The organism is Burkholderia sp. MSMB1589WGS (assembly GCF_001636105.1).
Lineage (GTDB): Bacteria > Pseudomonadota > Gammaproteobacteria > Burkholderiales > Burkholderiaceae > Burkholderia > Burkholderia humptydooensis.
Genome location: NZ_LNJT01000007.1, coordinates 438,093 through 464,986, shown reverse-complemented (window position 1 = coordinate 464,986; position 26,894 = coordinate 438,093). Strand labels below are relative to the sequence as shown.

The window sequence follows — 26,894 nt, the reverse complement described above, 5'->3', positions numbered from 1 at the left end:
TCCCGCTTTTTGCAGGCGGCCGCGCTCCGAGCCCATTGCACGATCGAGCATTTTTTCACACTTAGGGGCTTGTATGACTAACGCAGCAAACGTCGCAAAGGATCAGGCGTATGTAATTCCGTTCGAGCAGTTGCGAATGACCGATGTCGAAATCGTCGGCGGCAAGAATGCGTCGCTCGGCGAGATGATCAGCCAACTGGCCGAGGCAGGCGTGCGCGTGCCCACCGGTTTCGCAACGACCGCGCTCGCGTTTCGCGATTTTCTCCAGCACAACAACCTCACCGAACGCATTGCGCAACGTCTCGAGTCGCTCGACATCGACGACGTGAAGGCGCTCGCCGAAGCCGGCGCCGAGATCCGCAAGTGGATCGTCGACGCGCCGCTGCAGCCGCGCCTCGAGCAGGAAATCCGCGCGCAGTTCGAGATCCTGAAGAACGGCTCGCCGGGCGAGCTGTCGTTTGCCGTGCGCTCGTCCGCCACTGCGGAAGACCTGCCCGACGCATCGTTCGCCGGTCAGCAGGAGTCGTATCTGAACGTCGTCGGCATCGAGGACGTGCTCGATCGGATGAAGCACGTGTTCGCGTCGCTGTACAACGACCGCGCGATCTCGTATCGCGTGCACAAGGGCTTCACGCATGCCGAGGTCGCGCTGTCGGCGGGCGTGCAGAGGATGGTGCGCTCGGACGTCGGCGCGGCCGGCGTGATGTTCACGATCGACACCGAATCGGGCTTCAAGGACGCCGTGTTCATCACGTCGAGCTACGGCCTTGGCGAAACCGTCGTGCAGGGCGCGGTGAACCCGGACGAGTTCTATGTGTTCAAGACCACGCTCGCGCAGGGCAAGTACCCGATCATCCGCCGCTCGATCGGCTCGAAGCTGATCAAGATGGAGTTCACGCAGCCGGGCGAGCCGGGCCGCGTGAAGACGGTCGACGTGCCGCACGAGCAGCGCAACCGCTATTCGATCACCGACGACGACGTGATCGAGCTCGCGAAGTACGCGGTCATCATCGAGAAGCACTACCAGCGCCCGATGGACATCGAGTGGGGCAAGGACGGCCGCGACGGCAAGATCTTCATCCTGCAGGCGCGCCCTGAAACGGTGAAGAGCCAGGCGCACGGCAAGATCGAGCAGCGCTTCAAGCTGAAGGGCCAGTCGCAGGTGCTCGCGACGGGCCGCGCGATCGGCCAGAAGATCGGCGCGGGTCCCGTGCGCGTGATCCAGGATCCGTCGGAGATGGAGCGCGTGCAGCCGGGCGACGTGCTCGTCGCCGACATGACCGACCCGAACTGGGAGCCGGTGATGAAGCGCGCGTCCGCGATCGTCACGAACCGCGGCGGCCGCACCTGCCACGCGGCGATCATCGCGCGCGAACTGGGCGTGCCGGCGGTGGTCGGCTGCGGCGACGCGACCAACGTGCTGAAGGACGGCTCGCTCGTCACCGTGTCGTGCGCGGAAGGCGACGAAGGCAAGATCTACGACGGCCTGCTCGAGACCGAGGTGTCCGAGGTGCAGCGCGGCGAACTGCCGCCCGTTGCGGTCAAGATCATGATGAACGTCGGCAATCCGCAGCTCGCGTTCGACTTCTCGCAATTGCCGAACGCGGGCGTCGGCCTCGCGCGCCTCGAGTTCATCATCAACAACAACATCGGCGTGCACCCGAAGGCGATCCTCGAGTACCCGAACGTCGACGCGGACCTGAAGAAGGCGGTCGAGAGCGTTGCGCGCGGCCACGCGTCGCCGCGCGCGTTCTACGTGGACAAGCTGACGGAAGGCATCGCGACGATCGCGGCGGCGTTCTATCCGAAGCCCGTGATCGTGCGCCTGTCCGACTTCAAGTCGAACGAGTACAAGAAGCTGATCGGCGGCTCGCGCTACGAGCCGGATGAGGAAAACCCGATGCTGGGCTTCCGCGGCGCATCGCGCTACATCGCGGAGGACTTCGCGCAGGCGTTCGAGATGGAGTGCGTCGCGCTCAAGCGCGTTCGCGACGAAATGGGCCTGACCAACGTCGAGATCATGGTGCCGTTCGTGCGCACGGTGAAGCAGGCGGAGCGCGTCGTCGGCCTGCTCGGGAAGTTCGGCCTGAAGCGCGGCGACAACGGCCTGCGCCTCATCATGATGTGCGAAGTGCCGTCGAACGCGATTCTCGCCGAAGAGTTCCTGCAACACTTCGACGGCTTCTCGATCGGCTCGAACGACCTGACGCAACTCACGCTCGGCCTCGACCGCGACTCGGGCATGGAACTGCTCGCCGTCGACTTCGACGAGCGCGATCCGGCCGTGAAGTTCATGTTGAAGCGCGCGATCGACACCTGCCGCAAGCTCGACAAGTACGTCGGCATCTGCGGTCAGGGCCCGTCCGATCACCCGGATTTCGCGAAGTGGCTCGCCGACGAAGGCATCGCGTCGATCTCGCTGAACCCGGACACGGTCATCAAGACGTGGCAGGCGCTCGCCGCAAAGCAGTAATTCGCGGTAATCGCCGGTCCGGGCGGCCATCGGCCGATTGCCATCCGAATGAAGGCAACTTGCAAGGTTCATGCTATAAACACCCCGGTAACGCCGGGGTGTTTTTCTTTGCGCAACGGGAGGCGCGATGGTATCGGGGCAGTTTTTCTGGTGGATCGGCGTCGGTGTGTTCGTCGTCGCGGAACTGCTGACGGGAACGTTCTACCTGCTGATGATCGCGCTCGGCTTTCTCGCGGGCGGCCTCGTGCATCTCGCGGGCGCGCCCGCCGCCTGGCAGTTCGCCGCAGCGGCGCTCGTCGCGATCGTCGCCGTGATTGCGTTGAGGCGTTCGGGGCTCGGCCGCAAGCAGAAGCGCGACGCCTCCGCGAATCCCGACGTCAACATCGACATCGGCGCGACGATCGCGGTCAGGCATTGGCACGATCGCCGGGCGCGTGCGCAGTATCGGGGCGCGCAGTGGGACGTCGAGCTCGCTGCCGGCGAGCGCGAGGACGCGCATCTATACGAGGTGCGCGCGGTGCGCGGCAACTGCCTGATCGTTGCCGCAAAGCCGTCGGCTTAACCGTGCGCGTTGTCGTGCGCGTTTTTGCGCTTATATTCGCGCTCGTATCCGCGCGTTCGGCTTTCACATTCCAACCAGGAGGACTTGTTTCATGGATTTGTTGATCGTCTGGGCGGTGCTGCTCGTCATCGCTTTCGTGATCGTGTCGCAGACGGTGAAGATCGTGCCGCAGCAGCACGCGTGGGTGCTCGAGCGCTTCGGCCGCTATCACGCGACGCTGTCGCCGGGCCTGAACATCGTGCTGCCGTTCGTCGACCGGATCGCGTACCGGCACGTGCTGAAGGAGATCCCGCTCGACGTGCCGAGCCAGATCTGCATCACGCGCGACAACACGCAGTTGCAGGTCGACGGCGTGCTGTACTTCCAGGTCACCGATCCGATGAAGGCGTCGTACGGTTCGAGCAACTTCGTGCTCGCGATCACGCAGCTCGCGCAGACCACGCTGCGCTCGGTGATCGGCAAGCTCGAGCTCGACAAGACCTTCGAGGAGCGCGATTTCATCAATCACAGCATCGTGTCGGCGCTCGACGAGGCGGCGTCGAACTGGGGCGTGAAGGTGCTGCGCTACGAGATCAAGGATCTGACGCCGCCCAAGGAGATCCTGCACGCGATGCAGGCGCAGATCACCGCGGAGCGCGAGAAGCGCGCGCTGATCGCCGCGTCCGAAGGGCGCAAGCAGGAGCAGATCAACCTCGCGTCGGGCGCGCGCGAGGCGGCGATCCAGAAGTCGGAAGGCGAGAGGCAGGCGGCGATCAACCAGGCGCAGGGCGAGGCGGCCGCGATTCTCGCGGTGGCCGAGGCGAACGCGCAGGCGATTCAGAAGATTGCGCAGGCGATCCAGTCGCAGGGCGGGATGGACGCGGTGAACCTGAAGGTCGCCGAGCAATACGTCGGCGCGTTCGGCAACCTCGCGAAGACGGGCAACACGCTGATCGTGCCGTCGAACCTGTCGGATCTGAGCACGGCGATCGCGTCGGCGCTGACGATCGTGAACCGCGGCGCGCCGGGCGCGGCCGGCCTGGGCGCGAGCAAGGGCTGAGCGCGGCGCGGATCGAGTGAGGACTCGAATGAAGAAACGGCCCGCTTCGAATCGATCGAAGCAGGCCGTTTCGATTTCGGCGCGGCTCGTGCAGTCCAGTTCGTGCAGCGCGTGCGGCAAAACGTCGCGCGTCAGGTGGCCGACCGCATGATTCGCGCCTTCTCGCGTTCCCAATCGCGCTTCTTCTCGGTTTCGCGCTTGTCGTGCAGCTTCTTGCCCTTCGCCAGGCCGATCTCGCATTTCACGCGACCGCCCTTGTAGTGGAAGTTCAGCGGCACGAGCGTGTAGCCGCGCTGCTCGACCTTGCCGATCAGCTTTTTGATCTCGTCGCGATGCAGCAGCAGCTTGCGGGTGCGGACGGGATCGGGCTTGATGTGCGTCGAGGCCTCGGGCAGCGGGCTGATGTGCGTGCCGATCAGGAAGATCTCCGCGTTCTTCACGACGACGTAGCCTTCCTTGATCTGGCCGCGCCCGGCGCGCAGCGCCTTGACCTCCCACCCCTCGAGCACGAGCCCCGCTTCATAGCGTTCTTCGATGTGGTAATCGAAGAACGCTTTTCTGTTGTCGATGATGCTCATGAAGGGAAATGGCCAACTCGTTTAAAATTACGATTTTAGCAAAGCGGGGCGGCGTTGGCCCGGCTTGCTCGTTTACCTTTGCGATGCCGCGCGATTTATGGCAGATGTCCAGAAAACCGTATTGATCCGCCATTCGGCGGAACAGATGTTCGACCTCGTCACCGACGTGGCCGATTACCCGAACTTCCTGCCCTGGTGCGGCGGCGTCGAGATTCGCCGCCGCGACGAAACCGGGATGGAGGCGCGGATCGACATCAATTTCAAGGGCATCAAGCAGCATTTCGCGACCCACAACACGCAACAGCGCCCGACCCGGATCGACATGGAGTTCGCCGACGGGCCGTTTCGCAAGTTCACCGGCTACTGGCGCTTCACGCCGCTGCGCGCGGACGCGTGCAAGATCGAGTTCGCGCTGCACTACGAGTTCTCGAGCATCATCCTCGAGAAGATCATCGGTCCCGTGTTCACGCACATCGCGAATACGTTCGTCGAATCATTCGTGAAGCGCGCCGATCAGCGCTACGGCAAGGGGTGACGCACATGCCGAAGGTTCAGGTCTGCTATGCGCTGCCCGAGCGGCAGACGCTCGTCGCCGTCGACGTGCCGGCCGGCGCGACCGTGCGCGACGCGATCCTCGCGAGCGGCGTGCTCGCGCTGCATCCCGACGTCGACCTCGCGACGCTGAAGACGGGCATTTTCGGCAAGCTCGCGCCGCTCGACGCACCCGTCGCCGACGGCGATCGCGTCGAGCTCTACCGGCCGCTCATCGTCGATCCGAAGGTTGCGCGGCAGCGCCGCGTCGACAAGACCCGCCGCGAGGGATCGATCGAGGGCCGCAAGTGGCTGCCGAAGGATTCGCGCTGAGCGGAGCGGCGCGCAGCGTGGGCGATTCGCCTGACGAAATCCGTCGCCGCCTATTCGTCAAGGCTATCGTCAACGCTATTCGTCAACGCTATTCGTCAACGCGTTTCGCCGAGCGGTCCGGCCAAACATCCGATGAAATGCGCGGCGTCCGCGCTCAGTGCGCGCCGAGGTTCGCGTTGAGCGGATCGTCGGCCGCGCGCTTGTCGCCGTGCCGGCGCACCGACCCGTAGACGCCCGCGAGCAGCAGCACGAGCGCCGGGATCTCGAGCGCGCGCGGCAACCGGTGATCGAAGACGAAGCCGTACAGCAGCGCGAAAACGGTTTCGAACACGATCAACTGGCCCGATAGCGTGAGCGGCAGCCGCTTCGACGCCGCGTTCCACAGCCCGTTGCCGAGCCACGACGCGCCGATCGCGAGGCCGAGATTCAGCAGCCAGAACAACTGCCAGCGCGATGCGGGCAGCGCGGGCTGCAGCGCGCCGGCCGGCAGCGCGGCGATGCCGATCCAGCACAGCCCTCCGATCAGGCCCGTGACGACGCCCCACAGCACCGACCATTCGTTGCCGTCGAAATGGTGATGGCGTTGCAGATAGCGGGCGTTCGCGACCGCGTACCACGTCCAGCTCGCGAGCGCGCCCGCCGCGCATGCGATGCCGGCGAGCTTTTGCGCGAGCGTCGTTGCGTGCGCGGCTTCGGACGTGAACAGATCGACGTTGATGCACACGATGCCGGCGATGACGAGCGCGAGCGGACCCGCGAGCCGCTTGAGCGGCACCGCGCCGTGGTCGCCCAGGCCCGCGAGCGTGACGGTGACGGGCAGCACGCCGACGATCAGCGAACTGGGCGCGATGCCGATCAGGTGCACGGCGCTCGACAGCAGCATGTAGTACGCGACGTTGCCGACGAGCGCGAGCTTCACGAGCGCGACGAGATCGTCGCGCGTGAGGCGCGCGGCGAGCGAGCGGGCGGCCGGCAGCGCGGCCGCGAGCGATACGAGGCCGTACATCGCGTAGCGGCCGACGCTCAGCAGCAGCGGCGAGAAATCGGTCAGGAGCCGCGGCACGAGAAACACCATTCCCCACAAGGCGCCTGCCAATACGCCATACACCACACCGCGCCGCATCGAATTCTCCGACCATTCCACTGACGAGCGCGCATCATAGCGGTGCGGGGCGGTGTTCGTCTTGTTCATTCCTGCACTCGGCCGATGCGGCGCGTCGGCCGGGGGCGCGCATTGCCGCGGCTACGCGTCGGCCGAGCCGGCGGCGCGCCCGGTGTCGCCGCGAGTCGCGGCGTCGCGCGCGGGGCGGCGGACGGCCCGCACTTTTCCGCTGTTTCCGCCGCCGCAGTAGAACCGGTCGCCGCCGTCGGATTCGAGCCCCGATACGCCGACGCCCGCCGGCATCCCGAGCGCCTCCAGCACGTCGCCCGTTCGCGGATCGACGCGGCGCAGCTCGCTCTCGTCGTTTTCCCACGTGCCATGCCAGAGCTCGCCGTCGACCCACGTGACGCCGGTGACGAAGCGGTTCGATTCGATCGTCCGAAGAATCGCGCCCGTTTCGGGATCGATCTGATGAATCCGGCGTTCGCGATACTGGCCGACCCAGAGCGCGCCCTCGGCCCACGCGAGCCCGGAGTCGCCGCCGCCGCCGGGCGCGGGAATCGTCGCGAGCACGCGGCCCGTGTCCGGGTCGATCTTGTGAATGCGGTCCTCCGCGATCTGATACAGATGCCGGCCGTCGAACGCGGTGCCGGCGTGCGCGGCGACGTCGATCGAGCGCAGCGTCGTCCCGCTTGCCGGGTCGAGCGCGTTCAGCCTGTCGCCGGATGCGAACCATACCCGGTGGCCGTCGTATGTGACGCCGTGCACGCCGTCGACGCCCGGAAACGGGCCGTATTCCCGAATGATTTCGGCGGTCGATCGCTTCATGTCCGTCTCCCGGTTGCTCGATTACGTCATCCTAATCGCCCGGCAGCGGCGCGGGGAGTAACAAGGTCGTCGCGAATCCCGGCACGGGCGGAGTCGTCCAGCGGCGCGCGCGGCCGCGGCCGAACGACTGCGCCTTGCCGGCCGTCGCGAGCGCGTCGAGCGAGCGCTGCACGGTGCGCTGGCTCGCGCCGAGCGCGAGCGCAAGCGCGGAGCTCGACCACGACTCGCCGTCGGCGAGGAGGGCGAGCACCGTCGCGTGCGCGTCTTCGACCGGGCGCGCGAGCACGGCCACGTCGCGCGCCGTGCACGGCGTCAGCGCGAATCCCCGCTTCGTCGCGCGAATGTCGGCCAGTTCGCCGAGCAGCGCGCGCAGCCGTCCGATCTCGACGCGCAGGCGCGCGCGATGCGATTCGTCGATGCGCTTCGCGCGGAACGCGCGGGCGACGAGCGCCTCGCGCGGCACGTCGTCCGGCCAGGCTTCGCCGAGCGCGCGGGCGAGCGCGAACAGGACGGGGCGTCTCGCGAGCGGGACCGTCGTGCGCGCGTCGTGCACGACGTGACGGCACGCGTCGACGACGAGCGACGTCGACGTGCGCCATGCCTCGACGTCGTCGAGCCGCAGCGCGCGTGTTTCGCCGCGCGCGATGAGGCGCGCGGCGGGCGTGTCGAGGGCGCGAAACGCATGTTCGACTTCGGCCGCGAGCGCGGGAATGCCGGCGACGCGCGCCGCGCGTTCGGCGCGGGCGAGCGCCGCGCGCGCGGGTTTCGTCTCGATGCGCCGCAACGCGATGCCCGCGACGATCAGCTCGTGGGCGGCCTGCAAGGCGGGCGGGCAGGCGGCGGCATCGAGCGTGGCGAGCATGCGCTCGGCCTCGCCGACGCGGCCGATCAGCAACAGGCGACGGACCGCGAGATACCGCGCGTGCGCGGCGTTGACGCGGTCGCCATGCGCGTCGAGCGTCGTGCGCGCCGCGTCGAGCGCCTTCTCGGGCCAGCCGAGCTCGCGCGATGCGAGCGCTATCTCGGCTTCGGCGACGACGCATCGCGCACGGGCGAGCGCCTCCTTCGGGCCGAATGCGCGGGCCGCGCGCCGCACGAGCGCCTTCGCCCGGACGAAATCGCCGAGCTGCGCCATCGCGACGCCGCGCAGCGCGAGCGCGGGCGCATCGTCGCGCAGCGCGACGCGGTTCAGCGCGCCGAGCGGATCACCCGCCGCGAGCGCGCGCGCCGCGGCCGTGATCAGCGAGTCCATCGGAATCCCGCCACACTTGTCACTCCCACCGTTCGAAGCACGCGACTAATCTACCACCACGCGATCAAGCAACCCGCGCGCCGGATCGCGGACCGATCGAGCGGCGCGCGGCGCAGACGAAAAGGAGGGACGAACGATGACGACACACACGATCGGCACGCGCGACGAATGGCTCGCCGCGCGGCTCGAACTGCTCGATGCGGAAAAGGCGCACACGCGGCGCGGCGACGCGCTCGCACGGCAGCGCGCGGCGTTGCCGTGGGTGCGCGTCGACAAGGCGTATCGATTCGACACCGACGAGGGCGACGCATCGCTCGCGGAGCTTTTCCGCGGCCGCTCGCAACTGCTCGTCTACCACTTCATGTTCGGCCCCGACTACACGGCGGGATGCCCGTCGTGCTCGGCGATCGCGGACGGCTTCGACGGCTTCGTCGTCCACCTCGCGCATCACGACGTCACGCTCGCGGCGGTGTCGCGCGCGCCGCTCGCGAAGCTGCAGGCGTACCGGAAGCGCATGGGATGGACGTTTCCGTGGGCGTCGTCGCGCGACAGCGACTTCAACTACGACTTCAACGTGTCGTTTAGCGACGCGCAGCAGCGCGACGGGCGCGTCGAATACAACTACCGGCGCGGCGGCCACGCGATGGACGCGACGCCCGCGCCTGCGCCCGTTGCCGAATTCGCGGCCACCTGCGGGACCGACGCGCGCACGTACGCGCGCGAGCGGCCGGGGATGAGCGCGTTCGTGCTCGAGGACGGCGCCGTCTATCACACGTATTCGACGTACGCGCGCGGGCTGGACGGACTCTGGGGCATGTACCAGTGGCTCGACCGCGCGCCGAAGGGGCGCAACGAAACGGGCGTCTGGTGGCGTCGCCATGACGAGTACGACGGGCGCTGACGGCGCGCGTGAGCGCGGCCGGCGCGTTCCCGGGCGCGACGTGTCGTGCCGCGCGGCGCAAGGCGCGCGCCGGGGCGTATCGGCGGCGCTGTTGATTGCGCTGTTGGTTGCGGCGGAGGCGGCGGCGCTCGGATGGCTTGCACCGACGCCCGCGACGGGCGAGACGCCGATGCCCGGCGGCTGGATGTTGTCGGCGATGTGGACGCGGCTGTGCGGACGGACGTGGGGCGGCTCGGCGGCGTCGTTCGTCGGCATGTGGATCGCGATGATGGCGGCGATGATGCTGCCGTCGTTCGCGCCGATGCTGTGGCGCGGCGGGCGATCCGTCCTGCGGCTGGGCCTCGCGGGCGGCGCGCGCGCCGGGCTGCGGGCCGCGTCGGTCGCAGCGGGGTACGGTTTCGTGTGGGCCGTGGCCGGCCTCGCCGTCCATGCGCTCGGCGCGGCGCTGGCGGCGCTCGAGTGGCGCATGCCGGCGCTCGCCCGCGCGGCTCCGGCCGCGGGCGGCGCGATCGTGCTCGGCGCGGGCGCGCTTCAGTTCACCGCGTGGAAGGCGCGCCATCTGGCGTGCTGCCGCGATGCGGCGCGTTGCGGCGGTCCGTCGCCGGCGAGCGTTGGCGCGGCGTGGCGACAGGGCGTGCGCTTCGGCTTTCGCTGCTGTTGCTGTAGCGCGGGCCTCACCACGAGCCTCCTCGTCGCCGGGATCATGGATTGGCGCGCGATGGCCGCCGTGACCGCCGCGATCGCCGTCGAGCGCCTCGCGCCGGCGGGCGAGCGCGCCGCGCGCATGATCGGCGGGGGCGTCGCCGCGATGGGCGCGGTCATGGTCGCCCGTGCTGGGGGCCTGGGTTGACGTCGCGTGCGATGCGCGCGGCGCGTCCGTCGCATCCGGCACATTTCTGCCATTCGGCGCGAACCCGCGCGATGCCGGCCGAAACGAAACCGGCTCGAAAACGACTCGAACTGGAATCCGAACGATTCGGGGGGCAAACGGCGAGAAAGCGGGAGAAACGGCTAAGCCGTTGTTCGTGTTGTGAAAATTAGCCGGGCATCGCGTATAATTCGCTTTTGCGCCTATAGGATTTGCCATGCGTCTGATCCAAAAAGCACTCACGTTCGATGACGTGCTCCTCGTCCCGGCGTTCTCCGACGTTCTGCCGCGCGACACCAGCCTCAAGACCCAACTGACTCGCCACATCTCCCTGAACATGCCGCTCGTGTCCGCCGCAATGGACACGGTCACCGAAGGCCGTCTCGCGATCGCGATGGCGCAGCAAGGCGGCGTCGGCATCGTCCACAAGAATCTCACCCCCGTCGAGCAGGCGCGCGAGGTCGCGAAGGTCAAGCGCTTCGAATCGGGCGTCGTGCGCGATCCGATCACCGTCCCGCCGAGCATGAAGGTGCGCGACGTGATCGCGCTGTCGCGCCAGCATGGCATCTCGGGCTTCCCGGTCGTCGAAGGTCCGAAGCTCGTCGGCATCGTGACGAACCGCGATCTGCGCTTCGAAACCCGCCTCGACGAGCCGGTCAAGTCGATCATGACGCCGCGCGAGCGCCTCGTGACGGTTGCCGAAGGCACGCCGCTCGCCGAGGCGAAGGCGCTGATGCACAGCCATCGCCTCGAGCGCGTGCTCGTCGTCAACGCGGCGTTCGAGCTGCGCGGCCTGATGACGGTCAAGGACATCACGAAGCAGACCGAGCACCCGGAAGCGTGCAAGGACGAGCACGGCAAGCTGCGCGCGGGCGCGGCGGTCGGCGTCGGTCCGGACAACGAGGAGCGCGTCGAGCTGCTCGTGCAGGCGGGCGTCGACGTGATCGTCGTCGATACCGCGCACGGCCACAGCAAGGGCGTGCTCGAGCGCGTGCGCTGGGTCAAGCAGAACTTCCCGAAGGTCGAAGTGATCGGCGGCAACATCGCGACCGCGGCCGCTGCGAAGGCGCTCGTCGAATACGGCGCGGACGCGGTGAAGGTCGGCATCGGCCCAGGCTCGATCTGCACGACGCGGATCGTCGCGGGCGTCGGCGTGCCGCAGATCAGCGCGATCGCGAACGTGTCGGACGCGCTGCGCGGCACCGGCGTGCCGTGCATCGCCGACGGCGGCATCCGTTTCTCGGGCGACGTGTCGAAGGCGCTTGCCGCCGGCGCGAACGCGGTGATGATGGGCAGCATGTTCGCCGGCACGGAAGAAGCGCCGGGCGACGTGTTCCTGTATCAGGGCCGCCAGTACAAGTCGTATCGCGGCATGGGCTCGGTCGGCGCGATGAAGGACGGCGCGGCGGACCGCTACTTCCAGGACAACTCCGCGAACATCGACAAGCTCGTGCCGGAAGGCATCGAAGGCCGCGTCGCGTACAAGGGCTCGGTCAACGCGATCCTCTTCCAGTTGATCGGCGGCGTGCGCGCGAGCATGGGCTACTGCGGCTGCAAGACGATCGCCGAGCTGCACGACAAGGCCGAGTTCGTCCAGATCACCGCGGCCGGCATGCGCGAGTCGCACGTGCACGACGTGCAGATCACGAAGGAAGCCCCCAACTATCACGTGGACTGATCGCCGATGAAACCGTTGCTGCGCGCCGTTCTCCTGATCGATGCCGTCCTGCTTGCCGCTTTCGGCGCGCTGTTCGTGCTGACCCCGTGGAAAGCGCTGTATGACGCGCTGCAACTCGTCACCGTCGATCCCGCAATGGTCGGCCAGGCGTTCGGCATCGCGCTCCTCGGGCTCGCATGGCTGTCCGCGCACGCGGCCTTCAACGGCGATCTGACTGCGAGCGTCGCGCGCGCGGTCGGGCACGTGAACTGGCTCACGGGCGTCGTGATGTTCGTGTGGCTGCTCGCGATTCGCTCGCCGCAGTTGTCGTCGTTCGGTCAATTCGTGTCGGTCGTCGCGGGGGCCGTGCTGCTCGTGGTCGGTCTCGGCGGCGTGCGGCTCGCGGCCGCGGTGCGGCGGCGCGAGAAGGCGCAGGCGGCGCAGGCGGGCGAGGCGCGCGTCGCGTCGAAGCGCGCTTCGGAGCCGGCCGTGACGCCGCCCGCCGCCGCGCGGATCGAGCCGGACGTGTCGCGTGCGGATGCAGTGGCCGGATCGTCGGGCGCCGCATCGGCAACGAGCGCCGCGCCGGCCGCGGCGAGCGAGTTCGGCGGCGCGGTGCGACCGCCGTCGCAACCGTGACCGGCCCGGCTTTCCCGACTGTCAGGCCACCGCGCTTCGCGGCGGCGCGATCGCCCGGATACGTGTTCGATGCAGCGCCTCGTGCGCTGCTTTTGTTATTCCATTGTTCTTTTCTCCGTCCGCTGCCATGCACGACAAAATCCTGATTCTCGACTTCGGTTCGCAAGTCACCCAACTGATCGCGCGGCGCGTCCGCGAAGCGCACGTCTACTGCGAGATCCATCCGAACGACGTCTCCGACGACTTCGTCCGCGAATTCGCACCGAAGGGCGTGATTCTGTCCGGCAGCCACGCGAGCACCTATGAGGACCATCAACTGCGCGCGCCGCAGGCGGTGTGGGATCTCGGCGTGCCCGTGCTCGGCATTTGCTACGGAATGCAGACGATGGCCGTGCAACTGGGCGGCAAGGTCGAGTGGAGCGATCATCGCGAGTTCGGCTATGCGGAAGTGCGCGCGCACGGCCACACGCGCCTGCTCGACGGCATCCAGGACTTCGCGACGCCGGAAGGCCACGGAATGCTGAAGGTGTGGATGAGCCACGGCGACAAGGTCGCCGAGATGCCGCCGGGCTTCGCGCTGATGGCGTCGACGCCGAACTGCCCGATCGCCGGCATGGCCGACGAGGCGCGCGGTTACTACGCGGTGCAGTTCCACCCGGAAGTCACGCACACGGTGCAGGGCCGCAAGCTGCTCGAGCGCTTCGTGCTCGACATCGCGGACGCTGCGCCCGACTGGATCATGCGCGACCACATCGAAGAGGCGGTCTCGCGAATTCGCGAGCAGGTCGGCGACGAGGAAGTGATCCTCGGTCTGTCGGGCGGCGTGGATTCGAGCGTCGCGGCGGCGCTGATCCACCGTGCGATCGGCGATCAGTTGACTTGCGTGTTCGTCGACCATGGCCTGCTGCGCCTGAACGAAGGCAAGATGGTGCTCGACATGTTCGAGGGCCGGCTGCATGCGAAGGTCGTCCACGTCGACGCGTCCGAGCAATTCCTCGGCCATCTCGCGGGCGTCACCGATCCCGAGCGCAAGCGCAAGATCATCGGCCGCGAGTTCGTCGAAGTGTTCCAGGCCGAGGCGAAGAAGCTGACGAACGCGAAGTGGCTTGCGCAAGGGACGATCTATCCGGACGTGATCGAATCGGGCGGCGCGAAGACGAAAAAGGCGACGACGATCAAGAGCCATCACAACGTCGGCGGCCTGCCGGAAACGCTCGGCCTGAAGCTGCTCGAGCCGCTGCGCGATCTGTTCAAGGACGAAGTGCGTGAACTCGGCGTTGCGCTTGGGCTGCCGGAAGAGATAGTGTATCGCCATCCGTTCCCGGGCCCGGGCCTCGGCGTGCGAATCCTCGGCGAAGTGAAGCGCGACTACGCGGACCTGCTGCGCCGCGCGGACGCGATCTTCATCGAAGAGCTCCGCGGGACGTTGGCGACCGAGCAGGATGCGGCGGCGGGTCTTTGCGAGCCCTCGCAGGTCGGCAGGAGCTGGTACGACCTGACGAGCCAGGCGTTCGCGGTGTTCCTGCCGGTGAAGTCGGTCGGCGTGATGGGCGACGGCCGCACGTACGACTACGTGGCCGCGCTGCGCGCCGTGCAGACGACCGACTTCATGACCGCGCACTGGGCGCATCTGCCGTATGCGCTGCTCGGCCGCGCGTCGAACCGGATCATCAACGAAGTGCGCGGAATCAACCGGGTCGTGTATGACGTGTCGGGCAAGCCGCCGGCGACGATCGAGTGGGAGTGAAATCAGGTCCTTCGGGGACTATCGTCAGCTATCGAAAATATGCCGTAACGTATTGATTTATAAGGAAATACGTCGCAGCACCTATCGGTGGCTATCGCCGGCCAGCGGAACAGGTTGGCAGTAGAAGTGGCGGTAAGAACTGGAGGCCGGATTAAGACCGTCCCGTTCACTATTCAGACCAAAGCCGTCTTTGACGGTAAAAGTCTTCTCAGGAAAGCTGGTTTTATGCGGCTTACCCAAATGGCGAGGACGATGAAGCGAAGACGGTGTTTCCAGATGTGATCGTGCATCGGCGAGGTACAAGACAGAACCATCTGGTCTTGGAGTTCAAAAAATCAACGAGCCGCGTTGAGACAGATCCAGGCTGTGCGTGAATGGATTGCTGAGCTTGTCACTGTCGCGCAGATCCGGATCGAATGGCGCGAGTTCAATCATCGTGTCCTTGGTGTTCAGCGAGTGCCGCAGGCAGTCTGGATTGATGATCTTGACAGTGCGCTGGCGATGATCGGCAAGCGTGGCGATGCGGCACATTTCGGCCGCTTGCTCACCCTCGTGGGCCCGCGGCAGCCGGCGCTGCTGGTATGGTTTCGCCGGCATCCGCTGCAGGCGCTTGAGCTGGCTGACGAATGTGAACGTTTACTGGCAGTGGTCGGTTGGATCGTACGGCATCCACGTCCCGGCATTTACCTGAGACAAGTGGACATTGCCGATGTGCACAGCAAGTTCATCGAAAAGTGGCGCGGTGTGTTGTCGGAATGGCTCGATCTCGTACTTCCCTTGGAGGCCGTCGCGGTAGAAAGAAACGGCGGTGCGCATTTCGCGGCCCGCTACGGCTTCCTCGAAAAGCCTGCCCGTATCCGGTTTCGCGTGCTCGACGCGCAATTGCCCATGTTGCCCGGTCCTGCACTTCCCGATATCACAGTCGATGCAGACAGCTTTGCCGCGCTGGCCGTGCCGATCCGCCGGGTTTTCATCACTGAGAACGAGACGAACTTCCTCGCGTTCCCGCCTCTAGCCGATGCGATCGTTGTCTTCGGTGCAGGCTATGGATGGGACGCGCTGTCGAAAGCGGCATGGCTTTCCCGCTGCAGCATCCACTACTGGGGAGATATCGACACTCATGGCTTCGCCATCCTCGACCAGTTGCGCAGCCGCTTTGACCACGTCAAGTCTTTCCTGATGGACCGGGCGACGCTGATCGCCCACGAAGCTCAATGGGGCAAGGAGCATGATCAGGTGCTCCGCGACTTGCCGCGGCTCGACGATGGGGAGCAAGCGCTGTTCAACGACCTGCGCGATAACCGGATTCGTAAAAATTTGCGGCTCGAGCAAGAGCGTATCGGCTTTCAGTGGGTTGAAACCGCGCTCGCCACGACTGCAAGACAGTGAAGACGGTATTCGGGGGCAGTTCGAGAGGAGGCTCACTTGATACTGTCGGAGGTGTCGACGATCGTATTGACATGCCACGTTGTGGCGATGATGCAGAAAAAGCGGCATCGATCGTCCGACGCGGTCGGTCGAAGGCCGTCAAGTGCCGGCAGGAATCCTTGAAGCGCTATGCCGGCAACAGACCGGCAGCGCGGTAGCCCTCGATCAATGCGTCATAGACGGAGATGTCCGACCGGCTCCGCGCGATGAGCTGGGCGCCGGCGACCGCCGCGAAGATGGCGCGAGCCCGCTGTTCACTCTGCTCCGGCCTGACCGCATTCGCGGCCGACAAGACCTTGCTGAGCCACGCGACATGCACGTCGGCAAAGGTCCGAACCTCTTTCATCACCTCGTCGGGCAGGCCGTCGCTTTCGGCCGCCATGAAACTGCACAGGCAGATGCGATTGCCGTCCACGAGCGCCTTGCGAAACGTCTCGGGGTACCGGCGCAGGCAGCGCGCCGGATCTGCGGATTCCGCCAGCATCGCGTCCAGAACTGCCGCCGAGTTCTCCCAATATCGCCGTGCCACCGCCGCACCGAGGTCGGCCTTGTTCGTGAAGTGATGGTAGATGCTCGCGGCCCTGATGCCGACGTCCTCCGCAAGATCCCGAAAATTCAGTCCGCTGTAGCCGCGGGCCTGCTCCATCTTCGTGGCCGCCGCCAGGATTCGCTCCCTGGAGCTTGAATTCGCTTCGTTCCTCACTGCTACGGCCCCCGCTTCGAAGGATCGGTTCTTGACAACAGGGATTATAACCTTCTATGTTTACACTAACGAACGTTAGGTAGGGTGTGCGGTAAGTGACGATCCTTGTGCCATCTGTTCCAGTACAAACCGTGGAGAGGAAACGCAATGACTTTCGCTGCGACGAGTTTTGACCCGACCCGACTGCCGATGATGAAGATTTATGACTTTCCCCGAGGGCCTTATCCGACACGCGTGCGCATCGCCCTGGCAGAAAAGAACCTGCAATCCCGCGTGCAGTTCGTGATGGTGGATCTGCGTAAAGGGGAGCACAAAAAGCCCGAATTCATCGCGAGCAAGAACTACTCGGGCACGCTGCCGGTGCTCGAACTCGACGACGGGACGTGCATTGCCGAGTGCACGGCCATCACCGAGTACCTCGACGGGCTTGACGGCGCGCCCACGCTTACCGGCAGGACGCCGCGTGAAAAGGGCGTGATCCACATGATGAGCAAGCGCGCCGAACTGGAACTGCTCGACGCCGTCAGCGTCTATTTCCATCACGGGACGCCTGGGCTCGGGCCTGAGGTCGAGCTGTATCAGAACCCCGAATGGGGGTTCCGTCAGCGTGACAAGGCCTTGAGAGGCATGCACTACTTCGACGCCGTTCTGAAGAGCCAGCCATATGTCGCCGGAGGGGCTTTTTCGATGGCCGACATCACCGCGATCGGCGGTTTGCTCTTCGCGTCGATGGTCGAACTGCCGGTGCCTGCGGAGTGCCGGGCCCTTCTAGGCTGGTACGCGAGAATGCTGGAACGCCCCAGCGTAAAGAACCAGCCGGCGTTTGCTGCACTGGCATCCGATTGAACGCGATCTCTGCAAATGCGTGCTTTCGTCCTTTGAAGTCAGCCTTGGCGCACGGTGTCGTGAGGATCCTGTTCATCCGTCACGCAACCTTCGGGACCGCGCCGATCGGTCACGGCGACGGTTGCTGGCAGGCCCTTCATCTCGAAGGCAATCCCGAGGCGCGTCGTCGATACCGGGAATTCCGGCGGCGCGGGACTCGTGTTGCCACGGCCGCGTGGCAACACGCGACATCGCTGCCGCTAGCCGGCGTCGCGCGTCGGCCCGGCCGGATGCTCGTTTAGTACCCGTAGCATCGTCTCGACGAGGACTGCCGCATCCGAGCGGCGCTTCACCGCGAGGCGCGCTTCGCCGAGCGCCCTGAATGCCGCGCCGCCGAAGTATTCCATGATGTCGGGCAGGCGGCGCACGCTGCCGCGGCTGCCCCAGCAGCCGTCGTCGATCTCGGTCGGAAAGATCCACACGCGTGCCCCGATCTCGTCCGCTGACGTGCCTTCCGCACGCGCGACGGCCGCAGTGACTTCCTTGACGAGGCCGGCTCGCGCGGCATCCGTGTACTGGCCTTCCGGCACCGACGGCACGATCCGATAGATCGGCGCGCCGGCGGGCGCACCCGCCCGATAGACCGCCGCGGGCCGATGCACGAATACCCACGTGACGTCACGCACGCGTGGATCGTCCGGATCGAGCTGCTCGTGACGGATCAGAATATCGGTCAGCTCTCGCATCAACTGCGCCTCTGCTTGCGGCGCGAGCGCGCGCTCCGGTATGAATGCGTCGATCATCGGCATCGTATGTATCCTCGAATGGTGTTTGGGCGAGTCGCGCCGAGAGCGGCGCGACAGGGTTCCACTTTAGGAGCGCATACGCTGCAGCGACAGTGTCTGAACTGCCATTCGACAAGGGCATTTCAGACACACCCATCGACGAAGCGGATCACCGGCGATCACCGCGCGAACCGGCGTCGATATTCGCCGGGCGATATGCCCGTCACGCGCTTGAACAACTGCCGGAAGCCGCTGACGTCGGTATATCCGACGCGCTCGCAGACCGCATCGATACCCAGCTTCTTCTGTTCGAGCAGCCGCTTCGCGACTTCGATCCTGAGCGTTTGCAGATACTTGAGCGGCGGCGTGCCGACGGCTTGCTTGAAACGCCGGTTGACCGTCCGCTCGCTGAGCGCAAGATGGCGGCTCAAGCGGGGCAGATCGAACGGCTCGCGCAGATGTCGCTCCATCCAGCGCTGCGCCCGCGCGACCACGGGATCGTCGTGCTCCAGGCCGTCGGCGCGGTGCAGGTCGATGAACGAATCCTGCGACACGCGATTCAAGTCGATCAGCATGATCTTTGCCGTCGCCGCGGCAAGCTTCGGCGTCCCGAGCTTGTCGACCACACGTAGCGCGAGATTCTGATAAGACGTGACCGCGCCGCCGCAGAGAATGCCGTCCTGTTCGGTCAGCACGTCAGCCGCGCGCAACTCGACCTCCGGGTACCGCATGCGGAAGCTCGCTGCTTTCGACCAATGCGTGGTGGCTACGCGAGCGTCGAGCAGGCCCGCTTCGGCGAGCAGGAACGCGCCCGTGCAATACGTCGCGAGCAGCGTGCCGCGCGCGTGCTGCCGCCGCAGCGCGTCGACGAGCGGCGCCAGCCGCGCGGGGCGGCTCAGGATGCGATCGATGTCGGATACGAACGGCCCGGTCAGCCAGACCGCATCGGCGACGCTTCTGCCGTCGATTCGACCGTCCACCTGAATGATCTGGCCCGACGCGGCGCGGACCGGCTTGCCGTCGGTCGATTCGACGCGCCACGTGAACGGGCGCGCGTGCCGCTCGCCATCGGCTTGCGTGGCGAGGCGATTGGCGGCCGTCAGGATGTCGATCGGCGCGGCGACGCCCGATGCGAGGCAATGCTCGACGGCCCAAATCCGGATGAGTGGCATGGTTGGCAGAATCGTCCCTGTACAGGGACGATCCTACCATCGCGATATTCGCTACCGGGGTTGCCCGTTTGCGGTATTTCCCGACGCGGATTCGCACGGCGTCAACCGCGCCGTGGCCGCCCAGAACACGAGCGCCGCCGCGCTGACAGCCGCGCCCAGCATGCAGACGCCGCGCCATCCGGCGCTCGCGTAGACGGCCGTCGAAGCGAGCGCGCCAAGCCCGCTGCCAACCGAGTAGAACAGCATGTAGACGGCGACGAGCCGGCTGTGCGCGTCGGGCCGCGCGCGGAAGATCATGCTCTGATTCGTCACGTGAATCGCCTGCCCGCCGACGTCGAGCAGCACGATGCCGAGCACGAGCGCCCACAGCGATGCCGGCATGAAAGCGAGCGGCAGCCATGCTGCGAGCAGCAGTGCGAGCGCCGCGGCGCTCGTCGGCTGTCCGAAGCCGCGATCGGCCCAATGTCCGGCGCGCGCGGCGGCGAGTGCGCCCAATGCGCCGACGAGCCCGAACGCACCGATCGCGGTGTGCGAAAACGAGTAGGGTGGCGCGCTCAGCGGCAGCACGAGTGCATTCCAGAAGACGTTGAACGCGGCGAACATCAGCATGGCGATCGTGCCGCGAATCTGCAATACGCGCTCGTCGCGCAGCAGGACGAACAGCGACGCGATCAGCCGCGGATAGCCGATGCGCGGTGACGCCGGCGCGAGGACGGGCAGCTTGCGCGAGAGCAGCGCCGCGAGCACGAGCATCGTCGCCGCCGACACGAAGTAGACGCCGCGCCATCCCGCGATGTCGCTGACGGCGCCCGCCAGCACGCGCGCGAGCAGCAGCCCGATGACGACGCCGCCTTGCGCGGCGCCGACCACGCGTCCGCGCTCGTGCGAGGCTGCGGCGCTCGCCGCGTACGAAACGAGCCCCTGAGTCATCGCCGTGCCGAGCAGCCCTGCGCCGAGCATGCCGGCAAGCAGCACGGCGGTCGTCGTCGCGAAGCCGACAACGATCAACGTCGCCGCGAGCGCGAGCGATTGCACGAGCATCAGCCGCCGCCGGTCGACGAGATCGCCGAGCGGCACGAGCAAGAGCAGCGCGAGCGCGCAGCCGATCTGCGTGGCGGTCATGACGCCGCCGATCGCCGCGCGCCCGATTGCGAAATCAGCGGCAAGCGCATCGAGAAGCGGCTGCGCATAGTAGACGTTGGCGACGCTCAGGCCGCTCGCACAGGCGAACAGCGCGACCGTGCCGCGCGGCAACGCTGCCGATGCCGTGGACGAACCGGTCGTGTGAATCGAAGGGGCGGCGGGCGCCGCTTGTGGAGCTGGCATGACGACATCTCTCTTTGTGGTTGCAAATTGAAACCAAAAGAAGAATAAATGCGCCGGTTTTAAATTGCAACTCGTTGGGCGAGCCTCGATGCCGCGATCCGGCCGGATGTGCGATGAAAAGCCGAGTGCGGGGAAGCCTCGTTTCGCGCCGAGCATCGTCGGCGGCGAGCGTGGCCGTCCGATCCGGTCTATGCTACGGAGCCGGCGTCAACCGTAGCCGGCCATCCCGCAGACGATCCAGGAACCCGTCAGGAGAACCCATGGCACTTTCGATGTACGACGTCTCCATTCCCGTGCTCATTCGCGGCTTGAACAACCTGTTGGCCGTGCTCGACAAGGGCGACGCATACGCACGCGCGCAGGGCGTCGATCCGGCCGAGCTCGTTCGCGCGCGGCTTCGCGACGACATGCATGCGCTCGACGCGCAGGTCCAGCGGGCGAGCGACACCGCGAAGGGATGCGGCGCGCGGCTCGCGGGCATCGCGGTGCCGTCGTTCGCCGATACGGAGACGACGTTCGCCGAGCTGCGTGCGCGCATCGGCAAGACGATCGATTTCCTGAAGACGATCCAGCCCGCGCAACTCGACGGCAGCGAGACGCGCACGATCGAGCTGCCGTTGCGCGATGGCGTGATGACGTTCGACGGCAAGTCGTATCTGCTTGGCTTTGCGTTGCCGAATTTCTATTTCCATGCTACGACCGCGTACGACATCCTGCGGCACAAGGGCGTGCCGCTTGCCAAGATGGACTTTCTCGGCGGGCGCTGACGTGAATGGGGCTCGCGCCGCCGTTGCCGGCGGCGTCCGCGAGCGTGCCACGTTCGGACGACAGCGACCAACGCGGCAGTCGACGTGGCCGGCCGACACAAAGACGGGCGGAGCGACGCGGATTTTCGACGAGTGCATATGCGGGAAGGGGGAACTTGACGGATCGGCCCATGCGGCGCGAGTCGATGAGTCGGCAGCCGGAATCCGGCGAAGGAGGCGGCGCGAGAACAATCGGAGGCCTGCGCGGCGCGGCGCCGTATGCCGGGATGGCGCGATGGGTCGATGGCGCGGAGCGCCGTCGACCGACGCCATTGATCGCGATTCCGCCGCGCGCGGCCGACGTCTGCCGACCGGCTCCGCTTGCGTCTCGCGTCACGCGCAGAGGCTTTCCGCTACGGCTAGAACCTAAAATCTCACCCCGGTCGCGCATCCGCCCGCGAATCCGCCGGTCCCGCCGGCGCCGCCGCACATCACGCCGCAGCCCGACGCCAATCCGGCGACGGTGAGGGCAGCGGCAAAAACGAGGGCGCGAACACTGCGCCGAGTGACGACCGACATTGTTTCGTTGCCCTGAGCGAGCGCGGAACGGCAGGCCGCCGCGCGGTTGGATGGATCGCAGCAAGAATAGCGCCTTTTCTCGCGTCCGAGCCCGGATATCGAGCATTTACTCGGGCGGGCTGGACCTGGGCGCGCCGCCTGCTAAAATCCGCATGCCGCATTGTCATGAAACCCCGATGAAACTGCTTGACGCTCTAGTCGAACAACGTATCGCTGCCGCCGCCGCGCGGGGGGCGTTCGACGATTTGCCGGGTGCCGGCGCGCCGACGGAGCTGGACGACGATCTGCTCGTCCCCGAAGAAGTGCGCGTCGCGAATCGGATCCTGAAGAACGCGGGCTTCGTGCCGCCCGCGGTCGAGCAACTGCGGGCGCTGCGCAATCTGCAGGACGAGCTGCGCGCGGTCAGCGACCGCGCGACCCGCTGCCGTCTGCAAGCGAAGATGCTCGCGCTCGATATGGCGCTGGAATCGCTGCGCGGCGGCCCGATGGTCGTGCCGCGCGAATACTGCCGTCGCATCGCCGAGCGGCTGTCCGAGCGCGTGCTCGGCGACGCGCAGGGCGAAGCGGGGGTGATGTGAGGCCCGCCGACGCGCCCGCGTCCGGCGACGAACTCGACGACGAACCGCCAGCGCCGCTTCCGTCCGCCGCCGCCGAGCGCGACCGCCGCTACATGCGCATCGCGCTCGCCGCCGCCGAGGAGGCGCGCGCGGCGGGCGAAGTGCCGGTCGGCGCGGTGGTCGTGCGCGGCGACGAGGTGATCGCACGCGGCTTCAACCATCCGATCGGCGGCCACGATCCGTCCGCCCACGCCGAGATGGCCGCGCTGCGCGCCGCCGCGCGCGCGCTGCGCAATTACCGGCTGCCCGGCTGCGAGCTGTACGTGACGCTCGAGCCGTGCCTGATGTGCTCGGGCGCGATCATGCATGCGCGGATCGCGCGCGTCGTGTTCGGTGCGCCGGACCCGAAGACGGGCGCATGCGGCAGCGTCGTCGATGCGTTCGCCGATGCGCGCCTGAACCATCACACGACGGTCGAGGGCGGCGTGCTCGCCGACGAATGCGGCGCGGCGCTCAAGTCGTTCTTCGCGGAGCGGCGGCAGGCGATGCGCGAGGCCCGCCGCGTGCAACAGGCGCCCGACGCGCCGCCGCGCGACGAATGAACCGGGCGGCGCGGAACGCCTCTAACCACGTCCGATCTTCTTCCTGCGAATTCATGATTTCCACGTTCCGCACGCCGCGCACGATTCGTCTGCTCGCCCCTTCCGGTTATCCGCACGACCCGGCCGCGATCGATCGCGCGATCGAACGCCTGAGCATCGAGCAGCATCGCATCGAGAACCTCGACGCGACGCAACGCCGCTACCAGCGCTTCGCCGGCACCGACGGCGAGCGCGCAGGCGACCTGAACCGGCTCGCCGATCCGTCGCTGCCGCTGCCCGACATCGGCCTCGCGGTGCGCGGCGGCTATGGCGCCGCGCGAATCCTGCACGGGCTCGACTACCGGGGCCTCGAAAGGCGGCTGCGCGACAAGCCGATCGCGCTGGTCGGCCATAGCGATTTCACCGCGATCCAGCTCGCGCTTTATGCGAAGGCGCGTGTGCAGACGTTCGGCGGCCCGATGCTGTCGGCCGATTTCGGCGCTCAGGCGCCGAGCGAGTTCACGCTCGCCCATTTCTGGCAGACCCTCACGCAGCCGACGACGACGATCGTCTCCGACGTGCCGCAGACGCAGGTCGTCAACGCGTCGGGCACGCTGTGGGGCGGCAATCTCGCGATTCTCGCGTCGCTCGTCGGCACGCCGTACATGCCGCAGATCGAAGGCGGAATCCTGTTCGTCGAGGACGTGAACGAGCAGCCGTTCCGGATCGAGCGGATGATCTATCAGTTGCATTTCGCGGGCATTCTCGCGCGCCAGCAGGCGCTCGTGCTCGGGCAGTTCACCGGCGCGCGTCCGTTCGAATACGACAACGGCTACGACATGCAGACGATGATCGAGCAGGTGCGCGGCGTGATCGGCATTCCTGTCGTCACCGGGTTGCAGTTCGGCCATGTGCCCGATCTGCTGACTCTGCCGTTCGGCGCGCGCGCGGAACTCGTCGCGAACGAGCATGGCTTCAGGCTGACGATGTCCGACTATCCACATCTCGCGGCGTGAGCGGAGCGCGAGCCGATGCGAAGTGAAAAAGGCGGGCGACCGCCTTTTTTTGCATCGATATGCGCAACTAACGGTCAACCCTCATCGAGTACTCGAACTGTCGCGCGGCACCAAACAAAGGCAAAATTGTCGACAAAATAGTACAGGCTTGATGGCGAGGGCTGCGGTCGAATGCGCCAGAAGCTTGGTCGAATGTACCAATTCAGGGCGATGGCACCGATGCGAAGCACGCGGCATCACTCGAATTGTGCAAAATGGCAAAACAAAATTGTTGACAATATTTATGTCCAACCTACGATGCTGTCCATAACGAGATGCGAATCATGACGAAGAAAGATTCCGCGCTGACGGGCGCGAGCCCCGAGTCGATCGCCGAGCGGATCCGCACCGCGATCCTCGAGCATCGGCTCGCGCCCGGCACGAAGCTGACGGAAGCGCAGTTATGCGAAGTGTTCGGCGTGAAGCGCGGCGCGATCCGGCAGGCGCTCGCGCTCCTCGCGACCGATCGGCTCGTCGATCTGGAGCCGAATCGCGGCGCGTTTGTCGCGAGTCCGACGCTGCAGGACGTGCACGAAGTGTTCGAGATGCGGCGCATCGTCGAGCTCGCGGTGATGGAGCGGCTCGCGACGGGACCGGGCGCGAAGCGCCTGAAGGGCGTCGCGGCGATGATCGACAAGGAGCGCCACGCATTCGAGCGGCGCGATTATCCGGCATGGATTCGGCTGTCGGGCGAGTTCCATACCGAGCTTGCGGCGCTCACCGGCAACACGGTGCTGCGCGATTGCCTGGGCGGGCTCGTCGCGCGCTCGACGCTGATGTCGGCGCTGTATGAATCGCACGGGCGCAGCCCGTGCTCGTTCGACGACCATGCGCAGATCCTCGCGGCGCTCGAAGCCGGCGACGCGAAGCGCGCGGCGCAGTTGATGGCGCGCCACCTGCAGCACGTCGAACTGAAGATGCTCGATCGGCCGGCGCAGGGCGCGGTCGATCTGCGCGAGGTGTTCGGCCATCCGGGCTGACGGCCCGGCCGCACACCGAGCGCGCTCACTGAACTGACGAAATGCCGGGCGGCCGCGCACGCGGACGCCTCGCCAGGGCGGCATCGGGCGACCACGTTCGAGCCGCGATTTCAATGACGATCGCGCGGCTCGTCCGCGGCAGGCAAGGAGATGTCATGGCTCAGTTCAGTGTGGCGCAGCAAAGCGCGTCGTATCGGCCGAACGAGGATCGCCCGGGCGATCCGGACGGCGGCGCGGCGATGCCCGCCGGCTACAGCAAACGTCTGTACAACGAAGATCTCGCGCCGCTCGCGAACCAGAGCTGGGGCGCATACAACATCTTCGCGTTCTGGATGTCCGACGTGCACAGCGTCGGCGGCTACGTGTTCGCAGGCAGCCTGTTCGCGCTCGGCCTGACGAGCTGGCAGGTGCTCGCCGCGCTGCTCGTCGGCATTTCGATCGTCAACGTGCTCTGCAACCTGATCGCGAAGCCGAGCCAGCAGCTCGGCGTGCCGTATCCGGTTGCGTGCCGCGCGACGTTCGGCGTGCTCGGCGCGAACGTGCCCGCGGTGATCCGCGGCCTCATCGCGATCGCATGGTATGGCATCCAGACTTATCTCGCGTCGAGCGCGCTCGTGATCGTCGTGCTCAAGTTCTTTCCGCAATGGATGCCGTATGCGGACGTGCATCGCTATGGCTTTATCGGGCTGTCGGCTCTCGGCTGGGCGGGCTTCATGCTGCTGTGGGTGCTGCAGGCGCTCGTGTTCTGGAACGGCATGGAGACGATCAAGAAGTTCATCGATTTCGCCGGTCCCGCGGTCTACGTGGTGATGTTCGTCCTCGCGGGCTACATGGTGTGGCGCACGGGCTGGCGCAATATCGGCCTCAGTCTCGGCGGCGTCAGGTATCACGGCGCCGCAGCGATCCCGGTGATGGTGACGGCGATCTCGCTCGTCGTGTCGTATTTTTCCGGGCCGATGCTCAACTTCGGCGACTTTTCGCGCTACTGCGGGAGTTATCGCAGCGTGAAGCGCGGCAATTTCTGGGGGCTGCCCGTCAACTTCCTCGCGTTCTCGCTCGTCACCGTGATCACGACGGCCGCGACGCTGCCGGTGTTCGGACAACTGATCACCGATCCCGTCGAGACGGTCGGCCGCATCGATCATCCGACCGCGGTGATTCTCGGCGCGCTGACCTTCACGATCGCGACGATCGGCATCAACATCGTTGCGAACTTCGTGTCGCCCGCGTTCGACTTCTCGAATGTCGCGCCGCGCCTGATTAGCTGGCGCGCGGGCGGGATGCTCGCGGCGGTCGCGTCGGTGTTCATCACGCCGTGGAATCTCTTCAACAATCCCGCGGTGATCCATTACACGCTCGACGTGCTCGGCAGCTTCATCGGGCCGCTGTACGGCGTGCTGATCGTCGATTTCCATCTCGTGAAGCGCGGCGCGTTGCGGCGCGACGATCTGTACACGACGTCGACCGACGGCGCGTACTGGTATCGCGACGGCGTGAACCGGCGCGCGGTCGCCGCGCTGCTGCCCGCGGCCGCGATCGCCATCGCGTGCGTGATGGCGCCCGCGCTGTCCGGGCTCGCGAACTTCTCGTGGTTCATCGGCGCGGCGCTCGGCGGCGTGTTCTACCGCGCGCTTGCGAAAGCATGAC

General features: G+C 66.6%; 26 protein-coding genes. 18 read left to right on the top strand and 8 right to left on the bottom strand.

The genetic code is table 11. The annotated features are described in order from the left end of the window. The first annotated feature begins 73 nt into the window (after positions 1 to 73). The 3 genes from ppsA to WT16_RS10065 all read left to right on the top strand — a co-directional run bounded on the left by ppsA (position 74) and on the right by WT16_RS10065 (position 4,074). Positions 74 to 2,473: a phosphoenolpyruvate synthase gene (gene ppsA / locus WT16_RS10075; RefSeq protein WP_015601544.1), complete on the top strand. Its 2,400-nt coding sequence runs from the start codon at positions 74 to 76 to the stop codon at positions 2,471 to 2,473. A 127-nt stretch (positions 2,474 to 2,600) separates the two neighbouring features. Then, complete coding sequence (locus WT16_RS10070) at positions 2,601 to 3,035, top strand: NfeD family protein (protein WP_015602049.1); 435 nt, start codon at positions 2,601 to 2,603, stop codon at positions 3,033 to 3,035. 91 nt (positions 3,036 to 3,126) lie between these two features. After that, positions 3,127 to 4,074 (top strand): SPFH domain-containing protein, encoded by a 948-nt coding sequence (locus tag WT16_RS10065; protein WP_041861631.1) that lies wholly within the window; start codon positions 3,127 to 3,129, stop codon positions 4,072 to 4,074. Positions 4,075 to 4,205: 131 nt separating this feature from the next. Here WT16_RS10065 and smpB read toward each other — a convergent pair whose 3' ends face one another. After that, positions 4,206 to 4,652, bottom strand: coding sequence for an SsrA-binding protein SmpB (smpB, locus tag WT16_RS10060; RefSeq protein WP_006026082.1), 447 nt, complete (start codon positions 4,650 to 4,652; stop codon positions 4,206 to 4,208). Between the two features lie 97 nt (positions 4,653 to 4,749). On the opposite strand from smpB, the gene WT16_RS10055 reads away from it, so the two are divergent. Beyond that, positions 4,750 to 5,187, top strand: a complete 438-nt coding sequence (locus WT16_RS10055; protein ID WP_006026083.1) for a type II toxin-antitoxin system RatA family toxin — start codon at positions 4,750 to 4,752, stop codon at positions 5,185 to 5,187. Positions 5,188 to 5,192: 5 nt separating this feature from the next. Next, positions 5,193 to 5,516: an RnfH family protein gene (locus WT16_RS10050; protein ID WP_009912827.1), complete on the top strand. Its 324-nt coding sequence runs from the start codon at positions 5,193 to 5,195 to the stop codon at positions 5,514 to 5,516. A 154-nt stretch (positions 5,517 to 5,670) separates the two neighbouring features. Here WT16_RS10050 and WT16_RS10045 read toward each other — a convergent pair whose 3' ends face one another. The 3 genes from WT16_RS10045 to WT16_RS10035 form a co-directional block, all read right to left on the bottom strand. Next, positions 5,671 to 6,639 carry a DMT family transporter gene (locus WT16_RS10045; protein WP_059934691.1) on the bottom strand — a complete coding sequence of 323 codons (969 nt, stop codon included), beginning with the start codon at positions 6,637 to 6,639 and terminating at the stop codon, positions 5,671 to 5,673. A gap of 120 nt (positions 6,640 to 6,759) precedes the next feature. Further along, complete coding sequence (locus tag WT16_RS10040) at positions 6,760 to 7,446, bottom strand: PQQ-binding-like beta-propeller repeat protein (protein WP_063533255.1); 687 nt, start codon at positions 7,444 to 7,446, stop codon at positions 6,760 to 6,762. A gap of 31 nt (positions 7,447 to 7,477) precedes the next feature. Next, positions 7,478 to 8,698 (bottom strand): hypothetical protein, encoded by a 1,221-nt coding sequence (locus WT16_RS10035; RefSeq protein WP_063533254.1) that lies wholly within the window; start codon positions 8,696 to 8,698, stop codon positions 7,478 to 7,480. A gap of 136 nt (positions 8,699 to 8,834) precedes the next feature. Here WT16_RS10035 and WT16_RS10030 point away from each other — a divergent pair, with 136 nt between their 5' ends. The 6 genes from WT16_RS10030 (at position 8,835) to WT16_RS10005 (ending at position 15,899) form a co-directional block, all read left to right on the top strand. Beyond that, positions 8,835 to 9,599, top strand: coding sequence for a DUF899 domain-containing protein (locus WT16_RS10030; RefSeq protein WP_063533253.1), 765 nt, complete (start codon positions 8,835 to 8,837; stop codon positions 9,597 to 9,599). Then, on the top strand, positions 9,577 to 10,449 hold the full coding sequence (locus tag WT16_RS10025) for a DUF2182 domain-containing protein (RefSeq protein WP_063533252.1): 873 nt from the start codon (positions 9,577 to 9,579) through the stop codon (positions 10,447 to 10,449). Before WT16_RS10030 ends, WT16_RS10025 begins: the two co-directional genes overlap by 23 nt. Positions 10,450 to 10,684: 235 nt before the next feature. After that, positions 10,685 to 12,145: an IMP dehydrogenase gene (guaB, locus tag WT16_RS10020; protein ID WP_015601134.1), complete on the top strand. Its 1,461-nt coding sequence runs from the start codon at positions 10,685 to 10,687 to the stop codon at positions 12,143 to 12,145. Between the two features lie 6 nt (positions 12,146 to 12,151). Then, positions 12,152 to 12,763, top strand: a complete 612-nt coding sequence (locus WT16_RS10015; protein WP_063533251.1) for a hypothetical protein — start codon at positions 12,152 to 12,154, stop codon at positions 12,761 to 12,763. A 127-nt stretch (positions 12,764 to 12,890) separates the two neighbouring features. Then, complete coding sequence (guaA, locus tag WT16_RS10010) at positions 12,891 to 14,510, top strand: glutamine-hydrolyzing GMP synthase (RefSeq protein ID WP_063533250.1); 1,620 nt, start codon at positions 12,891 to 12,893, stop codon at positions 14,508 to 14,510. A gap of 348 nt (positions 14,511 to 14,858) precedes the next feature. Further along, positions 14,859 to 15,899: a Wadjet anti-phage system protein JetD domain-containing protein gene (locus WT16_RS10005; RefSeq protein WP_231892051.1), complete on the top strand. Its 1,041-nt coding sequence runs from the start codon at positions 14,859 to 14,861 to the stop codon at positions 15,897 to 15,899. 166 nt (positions 15,900 to 16,065) lie between these two features. Here the strand turns inward: WT16_RS10005 and WT16_RS10000 are convergent, their stop codons facing one another. Further along, the gene (locus tag WT16_RS10000) at positions 16,066 to 16,641 is read right to left on the bottom strand and encodes a TetR/AcrR family transcriptional regulator (RefSeq protein WP_043282425.1); all 576 of its coding nucleotides are present in this window, start codon (positions 16,639 to 16,641) and stop codon (positions 16,066 to 16,068) included. A 147-nt stretch (positions 16,642 to 16,788) separates the two neighbouring features. On the opposite strand from WT16_RS10000, the gene WT16_RS09995 reads away from it, so the two are divergent. Continuing rightward, the gene (locus tag WT16_RS09995; RefSeq protein ID WP_051139165.1) at positions 16,789 to 17,487 is read left to right on the top strand and encodes a glutathione S-transferase; all 699 of its coding nucleotides are present in this window, start codon (positions 16,789 to 16,791) and stop codon (positions 17,485 to 17,487) included. A gap of 239 nt (positions 17,488 to 17,726) precedes the next feature. On the opposite strand, the gene WT16_RS09990 is transcribed toward WT16_RS09995, so the two are convergent. The 3 genes from WT16_RS09990 to WT16_RS09980 form a co-directional block, all read right to left on the bottom strand. After that, positions 17,727 to 18,275 carry a tautomerase enzyme family protein gene (locus WT16_RS09990; RefSeq protein WP_015602415.1) on the bottom strand — a complete coding sequence of 183 codons (549 nt, stop codon included), beginning with the start codon at positions 18,273 to 18,275 and terminating at the stop codon, positions 17,727 to 17,729. Positions 18,276 to 18,430: 155 nt separating this feature from the next. Then, positions 18,431 to 19,423, bottom strand: coding sequence for a helix-turn-helix domain-containing protein (locus tag WT16_RS09985; protein ID WP_063533249.1), 993 nt, complete (start codon positions 19,421 to 19,423; stop codon positions 18,431 to 18,433). Positions 19,424 to 19,474: 51 nt separating this feature from the next. After that, complete coding sequence (locus WT16_RS09980) at positions 19,475 to 20,749, bottom strand: MFS transporter (RefSeq protein WP_231756008.1); 1,275 nt, start codon at positions 20,747 to 20,749, stop codon at positions 19,475 to 19,477. A 260-nt stretch (positions 20,750 to 21,009) separates the two neighbouring features. Here WT16_RS09980 and WT16_RS09975 point away from each other — a divergent pair, with 260 nt between their 5' ends. The 6 genes from WT16_RS09975 to WT16_RS09950 all read left to right on the top strand — a co-directional run bounded on the left by WT16_RS09975 (position 21,010) and on the right by WT16_RS09950 (position 26,893). Beyond that, positions 21,010 to 21,516: a DUF1993 domain-containing protein gene (locus tag WT16_RS09975; protein ID WP_063533248.1), complete on the top strand. Its 507-nt coding sequence runs from the start codon at positions 21,010 to 21,012 to the stop codon at positions 21,514 to 21,516. Between the two features lie 734 nt (positions 21,517 to 22,250). Continuing rightward, positions 22,251 to 22,652 (top strand): DnaJ family domain-containing protein, encoded by a 402-nt coding sequence (locus tag WT16_RS09970; protein WP_006026105.1) that lies wholly within the window; start codon positions 22,251 to 22,253, stop codon positions 22,650 to 22,652. Further along, positions 22,649 to 23,233 carry a tRNA adenosine(34) deaminase TadA gene (gene tadA, locus WT16_RS09965; RefSeq protein WP_063533247.1) on the top strand — a complete coding sequence of 195 codons (585 nt, stop codon included), beginning with the start codon at positions 22,649 to 22,651 and terminating at the stop codon, positions 23,231 to 23,233. The genes WT16_RS09970 and tadA overlap by 4 nt, the downstream gene beginning before the upstream one ends. 53 nt (positions 23,234 to 23,286) lie before the next feature. Further along, positions 23,287 to 24,228 carry a muramoyltetrapeptide carboxypeptidase gene (ldcA, locus tag WT16_RS09960; protein WP_015601805.1) on the top strand — a complete coding sequence of 314 codons (942 nt, stop codon included), beginning with the start codon at positions 23,287 to 23,289 and terminating at the stop codon, positions 24,226 to 24,228. Between the two features lie 323 nt (positions 24,229 to 24,551). Next, the gene (locus WT16_RS09955; protein ID WP_006026108.1) at positions 24,552 to 25,247 is read left to right on the top strand and encodes a GntR family transcriptional regulator; all 696 of its coding nucleotides are present in this window, start codon (positions 24,552 to 24,554) and stop codon (positions 25,245 to 25,247) included. Between the two features lie 155 nt (positions 25,248 to 25,402). Next, positions 25,403 to 26,893, top strand: a complete 1,491-nt coding sequence (locus WT16_RS09950) for an NCS1 family nucleobase:cation symporter-1 (protein ID WP_063533829.1) — start codon at positions 25,403 to 25,405, stop codon at positions 26,891 to 26,893. Position 26,894: the final 1 nt, after the last annotated feature.

What these genes read in the sequence shown, in the direction of transcription:
- WT16_RS09975 (WP_063533248.1), top strand. Translation starts at nt 21,010, where the DNA reads ATGGCACTTTCGATGTACGACGTCTCCATTCCCGTGCTCATTCGCGGC.
- WT16_RS10025 (WP_063533252.1), top strand. Translation starts at nt 9,577, where the DNA reads ATGACGAGTACGACGGGCGCTGACGGCGCGCGTGAGCGCGGCCGGCGC.
- WT16_RS09955 (WP_006026108.1), top strand. Translation starts at nt 24,552, where the DNA reads ATGACGAAGAAAGATTCCGCGCTGACGGGCGCGAGCCCCGAGTCGATC.
- WT16_RS09985 (WP_063533249.1), bottom strand. Translation starts at nt 19,423, where the DNA reads ATGCCACTCATCCGGATTTGGGCCGTCGAGCATTGCCTCGCATCGGGC.
- WT16_RS10070 (WP_015602049.1), top strand. Translation starts at nt 2,601, where the DNA reads ATGGTATCGGGGCAGTTTTTCTGGTGGATCGGCGTCGGTGTGTTCGTC.
- WT16_RS10050 (WP_009912827.1), top strand. Translation starts at nt 5,193, where the DNA reads ATGCCGAAGGTTCAGGTCTGCTATGCGCTGCCCGAGCGGCAGACGCTC.
- WT16_RS10065 (WP_041861631.1), top strand. Translation starts at nt 3,127, where the DNA reads ATGGATTTGTTGATCGTCTGGGCGGTGCTGCTCGTCATCGCTTTCGTG.
- WT16_RS10030 (WP_063533253.1), top strand. Translation starts at nt 8,835, where the DNA reads ATGACGACACACACGATCGGCACGCGCGACGAATGGCTCGCCGCGCGG.
- WT16_RS09950 (WP_063533829.1), top strand. Translation starts at nt 25,403, where the DNA reads ATGGCTCAGTTCAGTGTGGCGCAGCAAAGCGCGTCGTATCGGCCGAAC.
- WT16_RS09995 (WP_051139165.1), top strand. Translation starts at nt 16,789, where the DNA reads ATGACTTTCGCTGCGACGAGTTTTGACCCGACCCGACTGCCGATGATG.
- WT16_RS10055 (WP_006026083.1), top strand. Translation starts at nt 4,750, where the DNA reads ATGGCAGATGTCCAGAAAACCGTATTGATCCGCCATTCGGCGGAACAG.
- WT16_RS09970 (WP_006026105.1), top strand. Translation starts at nt 22,251, where the DNA reads ATGAAACTGCTTGACGCTCTAGTCGAACAACGTATCGCTGCCGCCGCC.
- ldcA (WP_015601805.1), top strand. Translation starts at nt 23,287, where the DNA reads ATGATTTCCACGTTCCGCACGCCGCGCACGATTCGTCTGCTCGCCCCT.
- WT16_RS09990 (WP_015602415.1), bottom strand. Translation starts at nt 18,275, where the DNA reads ATGCCGATGATCGACGCATTCATACCGGAGCGCGCGCTCGCGCCGCAA.
- smpB (WP_006026082.1), bottom strand. Translation starts at nt 4,652, where the DNA reads ATGAGCATCATCGACAACAGAAAAGCGTTCTTCGATTACCACATCGAA.
- WT16_RS10045 (WP_059934691.1), bottom strand. Translation starts at nt 6,639, where the DNA reads ATGCGGCGCGGTGTGGTGTATGGCGTATTGGCAGGCGCCTTGTGGGGA.
- WT16_RS09980 (WP_231756008.1), bottom strand. Translation starts at nt 20,749, where the DNA reads ATGCCAGCTCCACAAGCGGCGCCCGCCGCCCCTTCGATTCACACGACC.
- guaB (WP_015601134.1), top strand. Translation starts at nt 10,685, where the DNA reads ATGCGTCTGATCCAAAAAGCACTCACGTTCGATGACGTGCTCCTCGTC.
- guaA (WP_063533250.1), top strand. Translation starts at nt 12,891, where the DNA reads ATGCACGACAAAATCCTGATTCTCGACTTCGGTTCGCAAGTCACCCAA.
- WT16_RS10015 (WP_063533251.1), top strand. Translation starts at nt 12,152, where the DNA reads ATGAAACCGTTGCTGCGCGCCGTTCTCCTGATCGATGCCGTCCTGCTT.
- WT16_RS10040 (WP_063533255.1), bottom strand. Translation starts at nt 7,446, where the DNA reads ATGAAGCGATCGACCGCCGAAATCATTCGGGAATACGGCCCGTTTCCG.
- ppsA (WP_015601544.1), top strand. Translation starts at nt 74, where the DNA reads ATGACTAACGCAGCAAACGTCGCAAAGGATCAGGCGTATGTAATTCCG.
- WT16_RS10035 (WP_063533254.1), bottom strand. Translation starts at nt 8,698, where the DNA reads ATGGACTCGCTGATCACGGCCGCGGCGCGCGCGCTCGCGGCGGGTGAT.